This window comes from Burkholderia sp. Bp8991 (assembly GCF_003853795.1).
Lineage (GTDB): Bacteria > Pseudomonadota > Gammaproteobacteria > Burkholderiales > Burkholderiaceae > Burkholderia.
In genome coordinates this window covers 36,380-54,247 of the sequence record NZ_QTQJ01000002.1, presented here as the reverse complement: position 1 = coordinate 54,247, position 17,868 = coordinate 36,380, and the positions used below count along the sequence as shown (strand labels likewise).

Annotated in this window: 15 protein-coding genes and 1 pseudogene; 13 read left to right on the top strand and 3 right to left on the bottom strand. The window is 65.3% G+C overall.

Translation table 11 applies throughout. The annotated features are described in order from the left end of the window. Complete coding sequence (locus DIE02_RS02160) at positions 1 to 1,032, bottom strand: Gfo/Idh/MocA family protein (protein ID WP_124528520.1); 1,032 nt, start codon at positions 1,030 to 1,032, stop codon at positions 1 to 3. Positions 1,033 to 1,250: 218 nt separating this feature from the next. Here DIE02_RS02160 and DIE02_RS02155 point away from each other — a divergent pair, with 218 nt between their 5' ends. The 7 genes from DIE02_RS02155 (at position 1,251) to DIE02_RS02125 (ending at position 8,326) form a co-directional block, all read left to right on the top strand. After that, the gene (locus DIE02_RS02155; RefSeq protein WP_124528518.1) at positions 1,251 to 2,105 is read left to right on the top strand and encodes a fumarylacetoacetate hydrolase family protein; all 855 of its coding nucleotides are present in this window, start codon (positions 1,251 to 1,253) and stop codon (positions 2,103 to 2,105) included. Continuing rightward, positions 2,102 to 3,145, top strand: coding sequence for a cupin domain-containing protein (locus tag DIE02_RS02150; protein ID WP_082088610.1), 1,044 nt, complete (start codon positions 2,102 to 2,104; stop codon positions 3,143 to 3,145). Before DIE02_RS02155 ends, DIE02_RS02150 begins: the two co-directional genes overlap by 4 nt. 71 nt (positions 3,146 to 3,216) lie before the next feature. Further along, on the top strand, positions 3,217 to 4,374 hold the full coding sequence (locus tag DIE02_RS02145) for a porin (RefSeq protein ID WP_409364358.1): 1,158 nt from the start codon (positions 3,217 to 3,219) through the stop codon (positions 4,372 to 4,374). Between the two features lie 35 nt (positions 4,375 to 4,409). Continuing rightward, positions 4,410 to 5,399, top strand: a complete 990-nt coding sequence (locus DIE02_RS02140) for an ABC transporter substrate-binding protein (protein WP_124528516.1) — start codon at positions 4,410 to 4,412, stop codon at positions 5,397 to 5,399. Positions 5,400 to 5,424: 25 nt separating this feature from the next. Next, positions 5,425 to 6,771 carry an MFS transporter gene (locus DIE02_RS02135; RefSeq protein ID WP_185702550.1) on the top strand — a complete coding sequence of 449 codons (1,347 nt, stop codon included), beginning with the start codon at positions 5,425 to 5,427 and terminating at the stop codon, positions 6,769 to 6,771. A 52-nt stretch (positions 6,772 to 6,823) separates the two neighbouring features. After that, a complete protein-coding gene (locus tag DIE02_RS02130; protein ID WP_124528512.1) occupies positions 6,824 to 8,074 on the top strand; it encodes a flavin-dependent oxidoreductase in 1,251 nt (416 codons plus the stop codon). A 48-nt stretch (positions 8,075 to 8,122) separates the two neighbouring features. Further along, a complete protein-coding gene (locus DIE02_RS02125) occupies positions 8,123 to 8,326 on the top strand; it encodes a hypothetical protein (RefSeq protein ID WP_124528510.1) in 204 nt (67 codons plus the stop codon). Between the two features lie 187 nt (positions 8,327 to 8,513). Here the strand turns inward: DIE02_RS02125 and DIE02_RS02120 are convergent, their stop codons facing one another. Both DIE02_RS02120 and DIE02_RS36385 read right to left on the bottom strand, forming a co-directional pair. Continuing rightward, positions 8,514 to 9,791, bottom strand: a complete 1,278-nt coding sequence (locus DIE02_RS02120; protein WP_409364360.1) for a formylglycine-generating enzyme family protein — start codon at positions 9,789 to 9,791, stop codon at positions 8,514 to 8,516. Positions 9,792 to 9,794: 3 nt separating this feature from the next. After that, positions 9,795 to 10,418: pseudogene (locus tag DIE02_RS36385) on the bottom strand (caspase domain-containing protein); the annotation flags it as partial. Between the two features lie 400 nt (positions 10,419 to 10,818). On the opposite strand from DIE02_RS36385, the gene DIE02_RS02115 reads away from it, so the two are divergent. The 6 genes from DIE02_RS02115 to DIE02_RS02090 all read left to right on the top strand — a co-directional run bounded on the left by DIE02_RS02115 (position 10,819) and on the right by DIE02_RS02090 (position 17,865). Further along, positions 10,819 to 11,247: a DUF4399 domain-containing protein gene (locus DIE02_RS02115; RefSeq protein WP_124485919.1), complete on the top strand. Its 429-nt coding sequence runs from the start codon at positions 10,819 to 10,821 to the stop codon at positions 11,245 to 11,247. 42 nt (positions 11,248 to 11,289) lie between these two features. Beyond that, positions 11,290 to 11,715 carry a DUF4399 domain-containing protein gene (locus DIE02_RS02110; RefSeq protein ID WP_124485920.1) on the top strand — a complete coding sequence of 142 codons (426 nt, stop codon included), beginning with the start codon at positions 11,290 to 11,292 and terminating at the stop codon, positions 11,713 to 11,715. Positions 11,716 to 12,136: 421 nt separating this feature from the next. Continuing rightward, positions 12,137 to 13,564, top strand: a complete 1,428-nt coding sequence (locus tag DIE02_RS02105; RefSeq protein ID WP_124528815.1) for an efflux transporter outer membrane subunit — start codon at positions 12,137 to 12,139, stop codon at positions 13,562 to 13,564. A 191-nt stretch (positions 13,565 to 13,755) separates the two neighbouring features. Further along, entirely contained in the window at positions 13,756 to 15,615 is a 1,860-nt protein-coding gene (locus DIE02_RS02100; RefSeq protein ID WP_124528508.1) for an FHA domain-containing protein, read from the top strand. Next, positions 15,602 to 17,011 carry an HlyD family efflux transporter periplasmic adaptor subunit gene (locus DIE02_RS02095; RefSeq protein WP_124485922.1) on the top strand — a complete coding sequence of 470 codons (1,410 nt, stop codon included), beginning with the start codon at positions 15,602 to 15,604 and terminating at the stop codon, positions 17,009 to 17,011. The genes DIE02_RS02100 and DIE02_RS02095 overlap by 14 nt, the downstream gene beginning before the upstream one ends. A gap of 101 nt (positions 17,012 to 17,112) precedes the next feature. Next, positions 17,113 to 17,865, top strand: a complete 753-nt coding sequence (locus DIE02_RS02090) for a peptidylprolyl isomerase (protein ID WP_044846561.1) — start codon at positions 17,113 to 17,115, stop codon at positions 17,863 to 17,865. Positions 17,866 to 17,868: the final 3 nt, after the last annotated feature.

Below are 17,868 nucleotides of genomic sequence, written 5' to 3'. Positions count from 1 at the left end.
TCACGCGTGGGCGATCATGTAAGCGTCGTCGATCAGCCGGACCGCCTTCAGGCAGTCGGCCACGCCGACGGGCGGCGGACGCCCATCGCGCCACGCAGACAGAATATCCGCCAGCGTACGTGAAGCAGGATTCTCGGACGGAAGGTCGACAAAATTCTCCTCGCCGTCCGCAGTGACGATTCGGATATTGCCGTCCTTCGCCATCAGCAACGCGTCGCGCCCCGCAATCTTCCATTCTCCGTCTGCGCCATCGAGCAACTTGTCGCGACCGGCGCCGGGTGTGGCGCCTTCGGTCGTGCGGCGCGGATAGGTATTCCCGACCTCGATCGTGCCGCAAATACCGTCGGGCGTGCGCAGCAGGACGGTTGCGTAGTCCTCGACTGGCGTGTCCAGCGCGCGGTGACCGATCTGTGCGCCGGTTACGTGCGCCGTGCCTCCCGTCAGCAACAGAAAGATGTCGAGGCCGTGCATGCCCAGATTACGCAAGCAACCGCCGCCCGACGCGGCCGGATCCAGCATCCACGGACAGTCCCATGCCGGATAGCGCGCCGACGTGAAACGGTTGGTTCGAATGTACAAGTGGGACAGGGGGCCGAACTGTCCGTTCTCGAGCATTCGGCGTGCGTGGCGGGCAAATGCCGACAGCCGCTGCGGCATCGGGACGGCAACGAAAGCGCCCGTCGCCCGTACCCTGGCAGCGATCGACTCGACCTCGGCGGCATTCAACCCCATCGGCTTCTCCATCACGAACGGAAGACCGCGATCGAGCAGATCATGCGCGATTCGAGCCATTCGGTCATGGCGTCCGAGTGCGACCACGAAGTCGGGCTGCAGCGTGTCGAGCATCCGGGCCGCGGCCTCGAACGCTGGCGGATTCCCGACTTCGGCGGCTCGCCTTCGTGCAACGTCAAGTCGATCGTCCTGCACGCCGACCAGTTCGACGCCAGGCATGCATGCCAGGTGGCGTAGATAGGCGGCGTCATAAATCGAATGCCAATGGCTCACACCCAGCGCAGCAATACGAATAGTCATCTTCCAGGTCTCCTCTTCGATGGCAGGTGAGCGTCGTGCAAACGCTTCGCTTGCGCGCGCCACCGGAACGTCAGATCAGCCGGCTCAACTGTAACGGAGTCATATCGTGATTCCTTGTTGACATTGATCTGCCTTGTGATAATCTGCGTACGTACTATATGGAATAAGCCGAACAGGTGCAAGTCGGCACGTACGTCAGACAGATGGAGGAGAGTGAAATGTTTCTGTGTCGTTTCAATCATGACCGGCTCGGCGTCGTCGAAAGCGGTCTCGTTTACGATGTGACAGCGGCCCTCGATGTGTTGCCGTCCGAGCGATGGCCGCAGTCGTTTGGCGATGCGCTGTACCGGCACTGGGATCTCGTGCTCGACGCAATTCGTGATGTCAGGCCGCTCGCTGCCACGGTGCCGGCGGATTCCGTGACCTGGGCCGCGCCGGTCGCCACGCCGAGCAAGATCGTTTGTGCACCGGTCAATTATCTCGATCACAAGAACGAAGCCGATGCGGACCCCGCAAATTTCTATCACCATCTGAATAAAATTCAGGAGGCCGGATTATTTTTGAAGTCGACGAGCGCTTTGGTCGGACCATCCGATGGCGTGCGATTGCGGCATCTGGATCGTCGAAACGATCACGAAATCGAGCTCGCGGTCGTCATTGGCCGCTCCGCAGATCGTGTGAGCCGCGATGATGCGCTGTCTTATGTCGCGGGCTACGCGATCGGCCTTGACATGACGGTGCGCGGGCCCGAGGAGCGCTCGTTTCGCAAGTCGGTCGACACGTTTGCGGTCCTCGGGCCCTGGCTGGTGACGGCCGATGAACTGTACGATCCGTCGCGGCTCGACATTGAGCTGAAAGTCAACGGCGAGTCGCGGCAGCGGGCCAATACGCAAGACCTGATCGTGGACGTGCCGGGGCTGATCGAGATGGCGTCGCGGTTCTACACGCTGTTTCCCGGCGATGTCATCCTGACCGGCACACCTGCGGGTGTCGGGCCCGTTGTGCCCGGCGACGTGATCGACGCGTCGATTTCGCGCATCGGTTCGATGTCCGTCCCGGTCCGTGTGGCTTGATCGGACCAACGATTCGGATCAAGAACATGAAACCATACGAAGCACTCCTTGCGCGGATGAACGACTTGCACACTGCGCCGCTCTGGGAGTTGTACATGAAAATCGCGAGCCGCGAGCCGCGCCGCACCGACCAGCCGATGCACTGGCGTTGGGATGCGTTGTCCGGCGTGATCGAGACGGCCGCACGCGAAGTCTCGCTCGAAACAGCGGAGCGCCGCGTCGTGCTGTTCGCGAACCCCGCGTTCGCACCGAAGGTCGTTACGACCACCAACCTGCAGGCCGGATTCCAGATTCTCGAGCCGGGCGAATCGGCTCGGCCACACCGGCACAGCGCCTCGGCGCTGCGGTTCATCATGTCGAGCAAGGGCGGCGCCACGCTGGTCAACGGGCAACGTTGCCCGATGGTGCCCGGCGACCTCATCACGAATCCCGCCTGGTGCTGGCATGAACACGTGAATGACACGGACGAGCGAATCGTCTGGTTCGACGGCCTCGACGTACCGTTTGTCCAGTATCTCGACGGCTTTTTCTTCGAAGAAGCACTTGAGGGCTTCACTCCGCCGCTGGACGCGTCGGCGCTTCCGGACGCGTCGCTTGTCGCCGGCGGCTTCGTTCCGGAGCCTACGGGCGCCGCGGTGCCGTTTTCGCCGCTGTACCGCTACGCCGGCGACCACATGTCGGCCGCGCTCTCGGCGATGCCGGCCGGGTCGGACGGCACGAAGCGCATGCGTTACGTCAACCCTTTGACGGGTGGCGCGATCATGCCGACGCTCGACTGCTACATGCTCGAACTCAGCGGGCATGCGCAGACGCGCGCATCGCGCAGCACGTCGAGTGCGATCTGCCTTGTCGTCGACGGCGAAGGGCGGTCGACGATCGGCGATACGACGATCGACTGGCGCAAGCACGACGTCTTCACGGTTCCTCATTGGCATTGGGTGACGCACCGGGCGGTCTCGGCTGCCCCCGCCCGCCTTTTCATGATGACCGACCGGGATCTGCTCTCGAGGCTGCATCTTCTGATCGAGCAGAACGAATAGCCACACGATGCGCGTTCGCGCATGCCGTCAACGCCGGAACAGGCGAATACGACAATATCAGGAGACTTTTGATGCAATCGACGATGATGCGGAGAAGGGTGCGCTTGCTGACGGCAAGCATCGCGGTCGCTGCGGTGTGCGACGTTCAGATGCCGGCTGCCCATGCGCAGAGCACTGTGACGTTGTATGGATTGCTATCCGAAGGGATCGGCTACGTCAGTAACGAAGGGGGCAAATCCAACGTCAAGCTCATCCCCGGCACGCTGCAGAACAACCGGATCGGCTTGAAGGGCAGCGAGGACCTGGGCGATGGATGGAAGGCGATCTTTACCCTCGAGAACGGCTTTGACGTGACCAACGGCAAGTTTCAACAGGGTGGTCGCATGTTCGGGCGCCAGGCGTTTGTCGGCCTGGCCAGCGCGAAGTGGGGCACGTTGACTGCCGGCCGTCAGTACGACGCCGCATTCGACTATCTGACCGGATTCGAGGCTGCTGTCGTCGCGGCGGGCCTGGGCGCGCACATTGGCGACAACGACAACGTGTTCGGCAGCTACAGGCAGAACAATTCGATCAAGTATCAAACGCCCGTGATCGCGGGCCTGCGCGCCGAGGTGCTGTATGCGCTGAGCAACGCCGCCGGCCAATGGGCAGTGAACCGCACGATCAGTGCCGGTCTGTCGTACGAGCGTGGTGGTTGGCGGTTTGCCGCTGCATTTCTGAATATGGACCGGCCCGGTGTCGGCGGCAACGCGGGCGGGGCGGTTACCGACGACTACGCAGGTGCGCCGTTCGTCCTGTTCCATGCGAGTCCGTTGAATCCGAGCATCGGCGTGCGGCGACAGCGCGAATTCGGCGCGGGCGGTCAATATTCGGCGGGCCCGTGGCGCGTGGCAGCCATGGCGACGGACGTGCGCTACGACTATCTCGACGGAACCAGCCTGCGCCTCGACAACTTCGATGTCAACGGATCGTACTACCTCATGCCCGATCTGATGGTGTCGGCCGCATACATCTACACATCGGGGAAGTACGGCGGAGGCTACGAGCGCGCGCCGCACTGGAACGCGGGTCAACTGAGCATCGACTATTTCCTGTCGAAGCGCACTGACCTCTATCTGTACGGCAATTACCAGAAGGCGGCCGGCGCGACCGCCGACATCTATCTGTTCGCCCCATCCTCGAGCCAGAACCAAACGGCAATCGTCGCCGGCATCCGGCACAAATTCTGATTTCCTGAGCCTGCTTCTACCTGGAGGGATCTAGCATGAAAGTTCCGATTACGGTCGCTTGTTGGGAATACGACCGGACCCGTGCCCTGTTCGACGGTCGCGTTACGATCGAAGGCTGTGACGCGAATTTTCTGAACCTGCCTGCCGAGGAGACCTTCTTCCGTGCGCTGAACGCGGCGGAATTCGACGTCACCGAACTCTCGTTCAGCAGCTATACGATGCTGCGCTCGCGCGGCGAGTGCCCCTATGTTGCAATCCCGGTGTTCCTGTCGCGCTCGTTCCGGCATTCCGGTATCTACATCCGAACCGATCTCGGGATTGAGCGCCCGGAGGATCTTGCTGGCCGCCCGATCGGCACGCCCGAATATCAGTTGACCGCAGGTGTCTGGCAACGGGGGCTCTTGCAGGACCGATACGGTGTTGCACCGTCTGCCATCGAGTGGTGGACGGGCGGTGTCGAGGAACCCGGTCGTCGAGAGAAGGTGCCGTTCGCCGCGCCGATGGGCACGCATGTCAAATGCATTCCGGATAACGAAACATTGACAGAATGGCTGCGAGACGGACGCATTCATGCATTGATCGCACCGCGTGAACCGCAGTGCTTCATCGATCGAGAGCCGAACATCGGTAGGCTCTTCCCGGACTTCGCGACCGTCGAACGGGACTATTTCGACGACACGAAGATTTTTCCGATCATGCATGTGGTTTGCATCCGTGAGTCCATCGTGGCCGAGCATGCGTGGTTGCCGTCGAGCGTATTCAAGGCGTTCGCGCAGGCGAAGCGTATCGCGGAAAGCGAATTGCGGCAGCAGGCGGCTTTGAAGGTCATGCTGCCGTGGCTGGTCTCGGAATACGAGAGCACGGTCGCCCGTATGGGACACAACTGGTGGTCGTACGGCATCCGTGGCAACGAGCGATCGCTCGATGCCTTCGTCCGCTATCACCACGAGCAGGGATTGTCCGGGAAATGCATGGCGATGGAGGATTTGTTCGCGGCCTCCACGCTCGATGTGGCCCGGATCTGACATGGATATGAAAGGAGGAGACATCATGGAGACGGAAAAGATCGACGTCGGCGCCTTGATCGACGCTTGGGGTATCACGGCATGGCAGATCGGGATCGTTGCTATCTGCATGATCGTGACGCTGCTCGACGGCTTCGACCAGTTTTCGCTCGGATTCGTCGCGCCCGCCATCAAGAACGAGTGGCAACTGAGCCCGCAACAGTTGTCCTACCTGTTCACCGCCAGCTTGTTGGCCAGCGTTGCCGGCGTGCTCGGCGGTCCGTTGGCCGACCGCGTCGGCCGACGCTGGCTCGTCATCGGTTCAACGGCCTCGTTCGGGCTTTTCACGTTGCTGAGTTGCACGGCGACGAACGCGGAGCAGTTCTTTGCGTGGCGGATGCTGACGGGTCTCGGGCTGGGCGCGGCGGTACCGAACACGATTGCGCTCTGTGCGGAAATTTCGCCCAAGCGCGTGCGCTCCACGGTGGTCGTATTGCTGATTTGCGCGGTGCCCTTCGGAGCTGCGCTCGCTGGTTTCGTATCTTCGCAGCTGCAAAGCCACTACGGGTGGCGGTCGCTATATGTCGTCGGCGGCGTCTTGCCACTGCTGGCCGCATTGCTTCTGACCGGCGTATTGCCCGAATCGATTCGCATGCTTGCGTTGCGAGGCACGTCCGGCGCGCAACTTCGCATTCGGGCAACGCTGCGGAACATCAACCCGCACTGGAATCCGCCCGACACGGTCAGTTTTTACGTACCCGAGGAAGGGCTGAGCCGAAACCCTGTCGCGAGCCTGTTCGAACCGGGACGCGCCTCCGGTACGGTGGCGCTCTGGCTCGTGATGGCGATGAATCTGCTGGAGATTACGTTCCTGGGCGTGTGGCTACCCTCGCTGATTTTACGTGCCGGGCTCGACGGTGCGGTGCCGAGCCATGTGACGTCCGTGATGCTGATTGGCGCGACGATCGGCTCCGTGCTGGTCGGGCGCATCGTTGACAGGTTCGGCACGTTTTCGATTCTGGTTCCTGTACATCTTGCCGGTGCGGTAGCGGTGGCGTCGATGGGCGTCGCGATGGGAAACATCGAAGCGATGTACTGCGCTGCATTCATGATCGGCCTGTTCGTCAACGGTGGGCAAGGCGGCGCCGACGGCATGCTCACTGCGTTCTATCCGACATCGATGCGCTCGACCGGCATCAGCTGGGCGCTGGGCGCCGGGCGTCTCGCATCGATAGGCGGTCCGCTGCTTGGTGGATTGATGCTGTCCGCGGGGCTGTCCACGCAGGCGATCTTCATGCTCGCGGGTGTGCCGGTCATCGTTTCGGCGCTGACGATCCAGGCGATGTGGCGACGCGCATCCCGTCAGTTGGAGGCAAAACCGGCAGGGCAATGAAATGGCGCTTCGGCGCGGCCTTGAAAGAACATTGGTGAGAATGGAGTGAGCTATGTACGATGAAGCAGAGGACGTTGTTGTTATTGGCGGCGGGATTGGCGGCTTGACACTTGCGCTCGCACTGCACGAGAAGGGCGTGCGTTGCCGGGTATTCGAAGCAGTGCCTCAACTCAAGCCGCTCGGCGTTGGCCTCAACCTGTTGCCGCATGCCATGCGTGAACTGGACAAGCTGGGACTGATGGACGAGCTATGCAACAAGGGGATCGAGACGCGCGAATACAGCTTCTACACCCAGCATGGCCAGCTGGTCGACCACGAGCTGCGCGGACGCTTCGCTGGCCTGGACTGGCCGCAAGTGTCGATCCATCGCGGTGACCTGCACATGACGCTGTACGACGCAGCATGCAAGCGTCTCGGGGACGATGCAATCGTGCTCGGTCAACGATTCGTCGGGTTCGATCAGGACGATCGCGGCGTGACTGCGTACTTCGAGGACGCGATGGACGAAGGACGTGTTTCGTCAGCACGAGGTAAGGTGCTCGTCGCGTGCGATGGCGTACATTCGGTCGTCCGGCGGATATTCCATCCCAGGGAGGCGCGGCCGCGCTACCAGGGTTCGACGCAGTATCGCGGCGTCACGCGCTGGAAGCCGTTCCAGTCAGGCGCGAGCATGTGCTACATCGGCACGTTCCGCACCGGCAAGCTGATTACCTACCCGATTCGCGACAACATCGACGGTGAAGGCCGTCAGCTCATGAACTGGGTGATCGAGTATGCGCGTCCGGAAGAGCATCAGCGCGACTGGAACCGCGAAGGCAAGCTCGAGGATTTCATTCACCTCTTCGAGCATTGCAGGTTCGACTGGCTCGATGTGCCTGCCATGCTGCGTGCAGCAGACGCGATCTACGAGTATCCGATGGTCGACCAGGACCCTCTTTCGTTCTGGACGCAAGGGCGCGTCACGCTTCTGGGCGATGCCGCGCATCCGATGATGCCGCGCGGATCGAATGGTGCCGCGCAGGCAATCATCGACGCAACAACGCTTGCAGAACTGCTTGGAGAAAGCGATAACTGGCCCGCTGCATTGCAGATTTATGAAGCGCGCCGACTGCAGGCGACGTCCGACATCGTGCTGGCCAATCGCGAGATCGCACCCGATGCGATTTTGCTGGTGGTCGACGAGCGCACGGGAGGACGTCCTTTCAACAACATCGACGATGTCATTTCACGCGACGAACTGAAGCAGTGGCAACTGAGGTACAAGCAGGTCGCCGGTTTCAGTGCGGACACACTTGCTCGTTGAGGAAGTCGGAAGTAACCGCGGTCAGGGAACCGGCCGCGGTCGCCTCTCATGTCGATGAAGGTTGAGACGGAGACGGGAGCCGCCGATTCGCATACGCAAAACGATGGCGCGAATACTCGTCGACCCAGCGCTCGAAGTCGTGCCGCGGCCGGTTTCGGGGACGGCATGAGCCACAACATCGTCGAAGCCTCGGTGCAGGCTGTTATCGGCATGGCGAAGCGTCTGCTGCAGCAACGCTGCGTTCAGGCTTGACGGTGCCGGGCGCCAGGCGCGCGCTCATCGCTGCGGTCATCGGTGCGTCAGCTCGACGCGTAACGGAGCGCCGAATCCGGCGCTCCAACGCGCATGCCGATACTGCCCGTCGCTCGGCGAAGCGGTGTCGACGACGCACTGGACGGCCGCAATTGCCGCGCAATCTCCCGGCCGGACCGACATCGATCTACTTCATGTCCCGCGCCACACGAAACCCGTTTGCCGAATAACGTACGCTGCTGTCGTACTTGAAGCGTGTCGAAACGGGCATGTAGCCTGCACCATCCCGCCACGAGCCGCCGCGGATGACGCGGACCTGGCAATTCGGCTCGTCCCATGAGCGGCCGTCGGCAGGCGCATTCCTGTACGAGTTGTGCCAGCAATCGCTGACCCATTCCCATACGCTGCCGCCCATGTCGTAGAAGCCGAGCGGATTGGCCGCGAACGAGCCGACGTTGTCCGGTGCGTCGGCATGCCAAGGCTGACCGCAGTCCTTGCAGTTGGCGTTGCCCGGGCGCATCTCGTTGCCCCACCAGTAGCGCGTCGCGGTGCCGCCACGGGCCGCGAATTCCCATTCGGCCTCGGTCGGCAGCCGGTAAGACTTGCCGCTGATTTTCGACAGCCACTTGACGTACAGTTGCGCATCGTCCCAACTCAGGTCGCGCACCGGCGCGTTCGCCGCCGTGTTGCTGTCGTTGGGCAGGCGCGGGCAGGCGCCTGCATCGCGGCACGCGTTCCACTGCGCAACCGTCACTCCGTACTTCGCCAGCGTAAAGGCGTGATCGAGCGTCACGCGATGCGCAGGTTTTTCCGACGGATCGCCCGAATTGCTGCCCATCGTGAAAGCCCCCGGACTGACCGCCAGCATGGCGGGGCAGGCAGGGCAATCGTGGATTTCATTGGCGGTCGTCGCGCCGCCTTTCTGCGGCGGTGCCGACGGAGCCGCCGCGGCAGCGGGCGGCGGCGCTTTCGGCGTCGAGCCGGACGTGTGCGCGGGCTGCGCCGGAGCCGGAGCCGGAGCCGGAGCCGGAGCCGGAGCCGAAACGGCGGCGGGGGCGGGGGCCGGCGCGGCGCTCGCCGTCTGCGCGGGCGCGGACGCCGCTGGCGCCTTGGGCGCGGCCGCGCGCAGTCGCGCGAGACGAGCCTGCGCCAACTGCGCGAAGCGGCCGTTCGGGTAGGTCTTCAGATAGGCTTCGTAGTCGCCCGCCTCCTTGCTGTCCTTGATCGACTCCCAGAACGTGATTTCGTACTGTTCGGCGCTGTCTTTCGGCATCACGCCGCGGCTATCGAGCGCCACGACGCCGACGTCCGCCAGCACGTCGGATCGTTGCGCCGTGCCGCCGCCGGCATGCGCGTCGCCGGTTCCAGCGCGACGCGCCCCGGTGAACGCCAACGTCGCTGCCGCACCGGACAGGGAAGACGCGATCCACGGCGTCTGCCGATGCCCGGTGGCGCGTTCGACCATCGCGCCGGCACGGTCGAAGACCTGTGCGATCCCGAGCCCCGGCACCGCGAGCGTCTGCAGCAGCGCTGCCGTGTAGACACCATGCGCGGTACCATCGGCCGCACCTGCGCCCGGCGCTGCCGCGTATGCGACGAGCGTATGCGGCGGCGGCTCGGGGGGCGCCACGTGGCCGGCACCGGGAGGCGCGATCAGACAGGAATCCAGAATGATCAGATCAATCCGGTCGCCGCGCGGCCGCGACGTCGCGGCGAACACGGTTTGCAGGTCGATACCCGTTCGAGACAGGCTGGCCGGCGCGCCGACGTCGGCATCGACCGGCGCGAGCCATGTCGCTCCGCCGACGCTGGCGCCGTGGCCCGTGAAATAGACCACCCCGGTGCCGCCGGCCGAGCCGTGGCGTTCGAACGCGGCAAGCCCGTCGAGCATCTGCTGCCGGGTCGCATTGCGCAACGTGATGACGTCGAAGCCGAGCGCGCGCAGCGCGTCGCTCATTGCATCGGCGTCATGGACGGGATTGGCGAGCGGATGATCGCGATAGGCGCCGTTGCCGATTACGAGCGCGACGCGCCGCGGTTCGACTGACGGGGCACGCGCGGACGCCGACGGCGGTGCGGGAAAAACATGCATGTCCTCGCCGGAGCACGTGCTCGATGCAACCGAGATCGACGCAAACAGGCATGCGGGCAGGAGTATTCGCCACATGTTGAGCCCCCCAGGGTGCGCCGTCGGACCCGATGCCGAAGGCGGAGCGCAGCCATTGCCGGGTGTTCGGTCGCGGCGAGCGCAATGCCGGCTTGCGGCAGGCACGGGCGCGGCCGGGACACATTCAAGATAGCACGTGCGCCTGGCGGCGATCACCGGATCCACCCGTGGGTCTTGCAAAAAACGGACATACGGATCCGCGCATCGCGGCCGGCCCGTTACCCGGGAACATCGTTATGTGCCTTCCTGTCGATTACGTCCTAAGCTGTTAGACACGCTCCACTGTCCGACGCCGCGCGCCGCCATCCACGCGAGGAGCAACACGATGCGAAGAAGGGCTACCTTGTTGGCTTTGGCCGCCACCGTCCTGGCGCCGAGGATCGCGTTCGCCGCCGGGCGTACGACTTCGCCGCCCGGCGCCGAGGCCTACATCATCTGGCCGTCCGACGGTGCAACGATCACGGGCGGCAAGTTCTGGGTGCGCATGGGCCTGCGCAACATGGGCATCTGCCCGAAAGGCATCGAGCGGCCCAACGTGGGCCACCATCATCTGCTCATCGATACCGATCTCCCGCCGCTGGACCAGCCGATACCGTCGGACCGGAATCACCTCCATTACGGTGCCGGTCAAACCGAGGCGCGCATCGAGCTGCCACCCGGCAAGCACACGCTGCAGCTGCTGATGGGCGACCACGACCACGTGCCGCACGATCCGCCGGTGTACTCGAAGAAGATCACGATCACGGTCAAGTAGCGCGCCATGCCGCGCCTGCCGCACGAACCGGGAATTGCCGCCATGAACAAGCTCATCCTCTTCGCCGTTGCCGTGACGCTGCTATGGACGGGGGCGGCGACCGCAGAGACCGGCACGCATCCCCCGAAGGCCGTCGTCTACATCGGCTGGCCCAACGATGGCCAGGTGATGCCGGCCGGACGTCCGTTCCGCGTGTGGTTCGGCTTGCGCGACATGGGTGTCGCGCCGTCGCACGTGCAGTTTCCGAACACGGGCCACCACCACCTGCTGGTCGATACGGACCTGCCGCCGATGGACCAGCCGATTCCGTCCGACCGCAATCACCTGCATTTCGGCGCGGGCGAGACCGAGACCACGCTGGAGCTTCCGCCGGGCAAGCACACGCTGCAGCTCCTGATGGGCGACGCCAACCACGTGCCGCACAATCCCCCCGTCTATTCGAAGAAAATCACGATCTACGTGAAGTGACGTCGCGCACGCCGATCGGCGACCGCCGACGTACGCGCGCTCACGCTCACGCTCACGCGAGCAGGTGAGCGCCGGACGGCAGCGCGGTCGCTCGATGCGCCAAGTGTCGGCGCACACCCGACACCCCGAGCCCGAACTGTCTGCGACGTCCCGTCACGCACCGTTGATCCCGGTACCGCGCACACGTCGCTCCAATTCCCGTCTTCGTGACCCGGACCCGCGCCGGCAGGCCTGCCGGCACGATTGCCGCCGCCCCCGCGAGCGGTTGGCACGCCCCATGCAAGACGAGACGCGAGCGTGCCACGCTGCAGCATCGACACCAACACTTCCGCCGATCCCGCATCGTCGCCGCGTTCCGCCCAAGGAGTCGATCGTGAACACCTGCCTGTCGCCGACTGCCACGCGCAACTGCCGCGGCCTCATGCGTTCGCTGGCCAGCATCGCCGGTTCCGCCGGCGCATGCGCGGCGTTGCTGTCCGGCTGCATGGACCTGAACGTGCCCGTCTACCAGCGCCCCGAGATGCCGGCAAAGACCACCTGGGCGCATGCGCACGGGCCGGTATCCGCGTCGGACACGGTCAACGCCGAGTGGTGGAAGAGCTTCGACGATCCGACGCTCGACGCGCTCATCGACAAGGCCATCGCGGGCAACGTCGATATCAAGGTGCTGGCGGCGCGCATCGGGGTCGCCGGCGCGCAGGTCGGCGAAGTGCGGGCGGGCGCGCTGCCGAGCGCCGACCTCGGCGCGGGCGTGGACTTCGAGAAGAACACGCATCAGACGCTGTCGAAGTCCTACAACCTCGGCAGCCAGGTGAACTGGGAGATCGACATCTGGGGCAAGGTCGAGAAAGGCGTGCAGGCGCAGAAGGCCGAATACCGCGCGACCGAGGCCGACTGGCGCGCCGGCTACCTGACGCTCGTCGCCGACGTGTCGAGCACGTATTTCCGGATCCTCCAGTTCGACGACCAGATCGAGCAGGAACAGCGCACGCTCGACAAGAACCGGAAGATCCTCGCGATCTACCAGTCGATGCTGGCGAACGGCATCGCGCCGCAGACCGAAGTGCTGCGGCAGAGCGCGGAGATCAACGGGCTGGCGAACGAACTGATCGAACTGCACCGCGAGCGCGACACGGCCGAGAACGCGCTCGCGACACTGCTGGGCGTGCCGGCCGGCGAATTCAGGATGCCCGCCGGCCATCTCCGGCAGCGCGTCAAGCTGCCGGACGTGCCGATGGGGCTGCCCGCGCAACTGCTGGCGCGCCGGCCGGATGTCGTCGCCGCGCAGTATCGCGTGCTCGAATCGTATGACGAAGTGGGCGCGGCGAAGCTGGCGCAGCTGCCGTCGATCAGCCTGACCGGGCGTGGCGGCACCGCGGCGTTCGCGCTGTCGGATCTCTTCAAGGCCTTCACGTTCAGCTTCCTGCCGAGCATCAACCTGCCGATGTTCGACCCGGGCGTGCGCGCGCACATCAAGACGACCGAGGCGCAGACCAAGGTCGCCGAGCAGCAGTACCGGCAGACCGTGTTTACCGCGTTCAAGGAGGTGGAAAATGCACTCGTCGATCTCGACGCGCACAAGCAGCAGCGCATACAGCTTCAGCAGCAGAGCGCGCGTCTGCGCACCGTCGCAGCGCAGGTCGAGGCGCAGCTCAAGGAAGGGCTCGTCTCGCAACTCGAGGTGCTCGAATCGGAGCGTTCGGTGGCATCCGCGGAACTCGCGCTGCTCGCCAATCATCAGCAGATTCTGAGCGACACGGTCACGCTCTACAAGGCGATCGGCGGCGGCTGGCGCGCGGTCGAAATCTCGAATGCGGGCAGCGAGTCGGCCGGCCACGCGCTGCAATGAACACGCCAGCCCTGCGCAGCCGCGCGATCGGCGCCAGCCGATTGACTACCGCCATCCGTCGCCTAAACTTTTTTCACGATCGTGCCGCCACGTGCGTTGGCGGTGCGGCTTCACTCAGGTGGTTCGAAAGCGCGTCGCGTTGCCTGCGCCGCGTCTCCATTGGCGGGCGCATGTCGATCGTTGGCCGAATCATGGTTCCAGACGCCGCTTCGATTGCCGAGCAACGCGCCGCGCTCGACCGGCAGTTCGACATCGTGCTCAAGCCGGTTTCGCATCCGGAGCTGAGCGAGATCCGGATCGACCACGCGCTGTTCGCCGTCGGGCGCACCAACACGCCGTTCGCGTCCGCCAGGCCCGAACTGGTGGCCGACCTGTCGCGCCGCCATGCGCGCATTTTCTTCGAAGGCAGCGCGGCCTACGTCGCCGATCTCGGCAGCAAGAACGGTACGGCCGTCAACGGTGTCGAGGTCGGCGACAAGCCGCACCTGCTGCGCGACGGCGACGAACTGCGCTTCGCCGGCGCGCTCGCGTACCGCGCCGCGTTCGTGCCGCGCGCGACGCATCGGCCGCCGCGACCGGCCGTCGTCACGCTGGCGCCGGAGCGCGGCGATCTCGGCCTGCAACCGGTCATCATTACCGCGTTCCCGTTCCTCGTGAGCAAGACCGACGACACGTTCGCCTGCTACCGGAACGCGTATCCGCATCAGGTCAACTACCTGTCGCGGCGTCATGCGCACATCTACGTGCAGGACGGCGAGGTCTTCGTGGAAGACCTCGGCAGCACGAACGGCACGTTCGTCGACGGCCGCCGCCTCGACGAGCATGCGGTGCCGCTCGGCGACGGCGCGCTGCTCGCGTTCGGCGGCGATCATTTCGTCTATCGCGTCGGGGTGCAGCGCGAGCCGGGGCCGGACTCCACCGTGACGGCCGCATCGTCGCCCGGCGCCGCCGCGCATGCGGCCGCCGCGGACCCCGACCGGACCACCTTCGTCGATACCGCGCATTCGTTTCTCGACATCTTCTGCACGGTGCCGGCCGTTCAGCCGGACGACGAGGTCAACCCGCACGCCGCGCATGGCGCCGCCGAAACCGCGCATGACGCGCGCCGCCGGCGCGGCAGGATCGAAGTCTTCCTGTCGGAGCTGAGCGAGGCGTTCGGCGGCAGCGGGCACGTCAACCTGCGCCGGCTCGGCGGGTGGAGCGGCGCACTGCTCGCGGCGGTCGGCCTGCTGGTCGCGACGCTGTATTTCCAGGACGCGCCGCTGCGCGAGATGCATGCGCTGCTGGCGCGCGGCGACGCCACGCAGGCGGCGCAACTCGCCGACCGTCATCTGGCGAGCCATCCCGACGACCCGGCGTTCGTCGCGCTGGGCACCGAGGCGCTCGTCCGGTCCAAAGTGCCGGACTGGATCGCCGCGATGAACGCGCGCGCCTTCGACCGCGCCCGTGCCGTCGTGCAGGACATGCGCACGCTGGCGCGCCACAACGCCGACGCGCGCCCGCTCGTCGACGAAGTCGCGTGGATCGGCGAGCTGCAGGCGTTCGTCGCCGGGCGCGGCGGGGCGGAAGCGCCGATCCGCATCTATCGCGACGAAGCGCCGATCAAGGCGCTGACCGGCCGCTGGAACGACGACCCGGGTGCGCATCAGCGGCTGCTCGACCGGATTTCGTCATACGTTCCCGCGTTCGGCGTGCTGTATGCCGACGCGCTCAGTCAGCTGCGCCGGCTGCAAAGCGACAACTCCGTCTACGTGGCCGCGCTCGAGCGGCTGCAGCGCGCGATCGCGTCGGCGCTCGACGACGACCGCCTCGACGGTCTCCCGGCGCTGCTCGCCGACGACGAGCAGCGCTATCCGCGCCTCGGCGGCCTCGACGCCGTGCGGGCGGACCTGCAGCAGTACCTGCAGTTCGAGAGCGACGCGCGGGCCGGCCACGGGCCGGCCGTACTGGATCGCCTCAGGCAGTTCCGCTTCGCGACGCCGCAATTCGCCGCCCATGTTGCGACGCTGGAGCGGCTCGCTTCGTCGGGAGGGCGCAGTGAAGCTCGATAGTCTGCTCAAGCGCGCGCGCCAGGCGCCGCCGCCGGAGCCGCCACGCTCGCTGGGCGAGGCGCTGGAGGATCACAGCGTCGAAGGGATCGCGATCCTGACGGCGCGGCCGTGGCGGCTCACGCAGGCGACCATCATCGCGATGGTCGGGCTCGTCGTGTGCGCGCTGCTGTGGTCGTTCGTCGGCCGCGCCGACGTCATCGTGACGGCGCAGGGCGCGCTCGCGCCGGAGTCCGAGGTGCGCCGCATCTACGCGCCCGTCGACGGCGAGCTGGTGGACATCTACATCGCCGAAGGTCAGCCGGTCGAAAAGAACGACGTGATCGGCCGGATCAACGCGCGCGGCGCGATCGAGGCGGCGACCAATGCGCTCGACGCGCGCCTCAAGCTCGACGACGCGGAGCGCGAATGGAAGCAGTTTCCGGACAAGAAGCAGCTGATGGAGCGCAAGGCCGACGCATTGAAGCAACAGATCGAGGTCGAGGAGCACCTGCACCAGAACCGCATTGCCGAAGGCACCAGCAAGCTCGCGCAATCGCAGCACGCGCAGATCGACGAAGCGCGCAGCAATATCGACAACGCCCGCCACGCACTCGATCTCGCGAAGGACGAACAGGACAAGTACGCGCGCCTGTTCGCGCTGCCGGGCGGCGGCGGCGTGTCGCAGAGCCAGGTGGAACAGAAGCGCAGCGCCTACCTGCAGGCCCAGGACAGCTACCGCGTCGCGCAGGCGCGGCTCACGCAGCTCGAGGCGCAGCAGAGCCACGAGTTCGCGCAGGCGAAGGCGCAACTCGAAGGCAGCGGCGAGACGCTCGCCGGGCTGCGCATCCAGTACGACGCGACCGTGCGCGACATCGCGAACACCGAAGAGAAGCTGCGTCTGCAGGTGCAGACGGCGCGCCTCGCCGCGGATGCCGCCGCGCGGATCCGCTTCGAGAACATCGACAAGGACAATTTCCTGCTCGTGCTGGCGCCCGTCTCCGGCGTGATCACCGATGTGACCACGACGCAGCCCGGCGACAAGATCCTCGCCAACACGCCGCTCGGCAGCATCGCGCCGTCGGATGCGCGGCCGGTGGTGAAGGTCGCGATCGCGGAGCAGGACCGCGCGTTCCTTCACGAGGGCCTGCCCGTGAAGCTCAAGTTCAATGCGTTTCCGTATCAGCGCTACGGCGTGATCGACGGCACGCTCGAATACATTTCGCCGGCGACGAAGCCGCAGGCGCAGACGAAGGAACCCGTCTACGAGGGCCGGGTGGCGCTCGTGCGCAACGCGTACACGATTGCCGGCACGACCTACCCGCTGCGCTACGGCATGACGGCCACGGCGGAAATCGTGGTGCGCGAGCGCCGCCTGATCGGGTTCGCGCTGGACCCGTTCAGGCAGATCGCGGGCTGACGGGCGCCGCCACGGCGCAGCGGAACGCAGGCAAGCGGTGAGGCGAGGCACCGGCGGCGCATCAGGGCGAGCCGCCGCTGACAGGGATCAAGGGGAACGAGATGACGGCAATAGTGCGTATCGACGACGAGGTGATCGGCACCGACGACTTCATCCGCGTGCTGAAGCTCAGCGGGCAGTTCGAGGGCCTCGTCGAACAGCAGGTTCGCGACCGGCTGACGGTGATCGCGGCAAGGAAGATGGGCATGCAGGTCACGCCGGAAGAAATCCAGGAGCGTGCCGACCAGTTTCGCCGCGTGCGCGGGCTGCACCGCGCCGCGGACATGAACCGCTACCTGGACGTGTTCGGCGTCAGTCTCGACGAGTTCGAGCGCTTCATCACCGATACGCTGTACCAGGAAAAGACGCTCGACACGGTGTGCAGCGATGCGGCCGTCGACGCGTACTTCAAGCTCAATTCGCCGAAGTTCGACAGCATCGAGGTCAGTCACATCGTGCTCGATTCGGAAGGCAAGGCGCGCGAGATGATGGCGATCCTCGAGGACGACCCGAGCTGCTTCGGCGACATGGCGCGCGAGCATTCGATCGCCGACACGAGCGAGCGCGGCGGCGTGATCGGCAAGGTGCTGCGCGGCTCGCTGAAGACGGATATCGAGGCCAAGGTGTTCAACGCGCACGTGGGCGACCTGCTCGGGCCGTTCGCGGCGCCCGACGGCGCGTTCTTCGAAATCTTCTCGGTGACCGCGAAACACCCGGCCGCGCTCGACGCCGACGTCGCGTCGGAGGTGCGCCGCCTGCTGCGCGAGGAGTGGCTCGCCGAGCGCGCGCAGGAACACATCATCGAGGCACGCTGATCA

Excerpts from the sequence above, each read along its gene's own strand:
- DIE02_RS02100 (WP_124528508.1), top strand. The coding sequence starts at position 13,756 with ATGGTTCCAGACGCCGCTTCGATTGCCGAGCAACGCGCCGCGCTCGAC.
- DIE02_RS02130 (WP_124528512.1), top strand. The coding sequence starts at position 6,824 with ATGTACGATGAAGCAGAGGACGTTGTTGTTATTGGCGGCGGGATTGGC.
- DIE02_RS02105 (WP_124528815.1), top strand. The coding sequence starts at position 12,137 with ATGCGTTCGCTGGCCAGCATCGCCGGTTCCGCCGGCGCATGCGCGGCG.
- DIE02_RS02160 (WP_124528520.1), bottom strand. The coding sequence starts at position 1,032 with ATGACTATTCGTATTGCTGCGCTGGGTGTGAGCCATTGGCATTCGATT.
- DIE02_RS02090 (WP_044846561.1), top strand. The coding sequence starts at position 17,113 with ATGACGGCAATAGTGCGTATCGACGACGAGGTGATCGGCACCGACGAC.
- DIE02_RS02125 (WP_124528510.1), top strand. The coding sequence starts at position 8,123 with ATGTCGATGAAGGTTGAGACGGAGACGGGAGCCGCCGATTCGCATACG.
- DIE02_RS02145 (WP_409364358.1), top strand. The coding sequence starts at position 3,217 with ATGCAATCGACGATGATGCGGAGAAGGGTGCGCTTGCTGACGGCAAGC.
- DIE02_RS02155 (WP_124528518.1), top strand. The coding sequence starts at position 1,251 with ATGTTTCTGTGTCGTTTCAATCATGACCGGCTCGGCGTCGTCGAAAGC.
- DIE02_RS02115 (WP_124485919.1), top strand. The coding sequence starts at position 10,819 with ATGCGAAGAAGGGCTACCTTGTTGGCTTTGGCCGCCACCGTCCTGGCG.
- DIE02_RS02120 (WP_409364360.1), bottom strand. The coding sequence starts at position 9,791 with ATGGTCGAACGCGCCACCGGGCATCGGCAGACGCCGTGGATCGCGTCT.
- DIE02_RS02140 (WP_124528516.1), top strand. The coding sequence starts at position 4,410 with ATGAAAGTTCCGATTACGGTCGCTTGTTGGGAATACGACCGGACCCGT.
- DIE02_RS02110 (WP_124485920.1), top strand. The coding sequence starts at position 11,290 with ATGAACAAGCTCATCCTCTTCGCCGTTGCCGTGACGCTGCTATGGACG.
- DIE02_RS02135 (WP_185702550.1), top strand. The coding sequence starts at position 5,425 with ATGGAGACGGAAAAGATCGACGTCGGCGCCTTGATCGACGCTTGGGGT.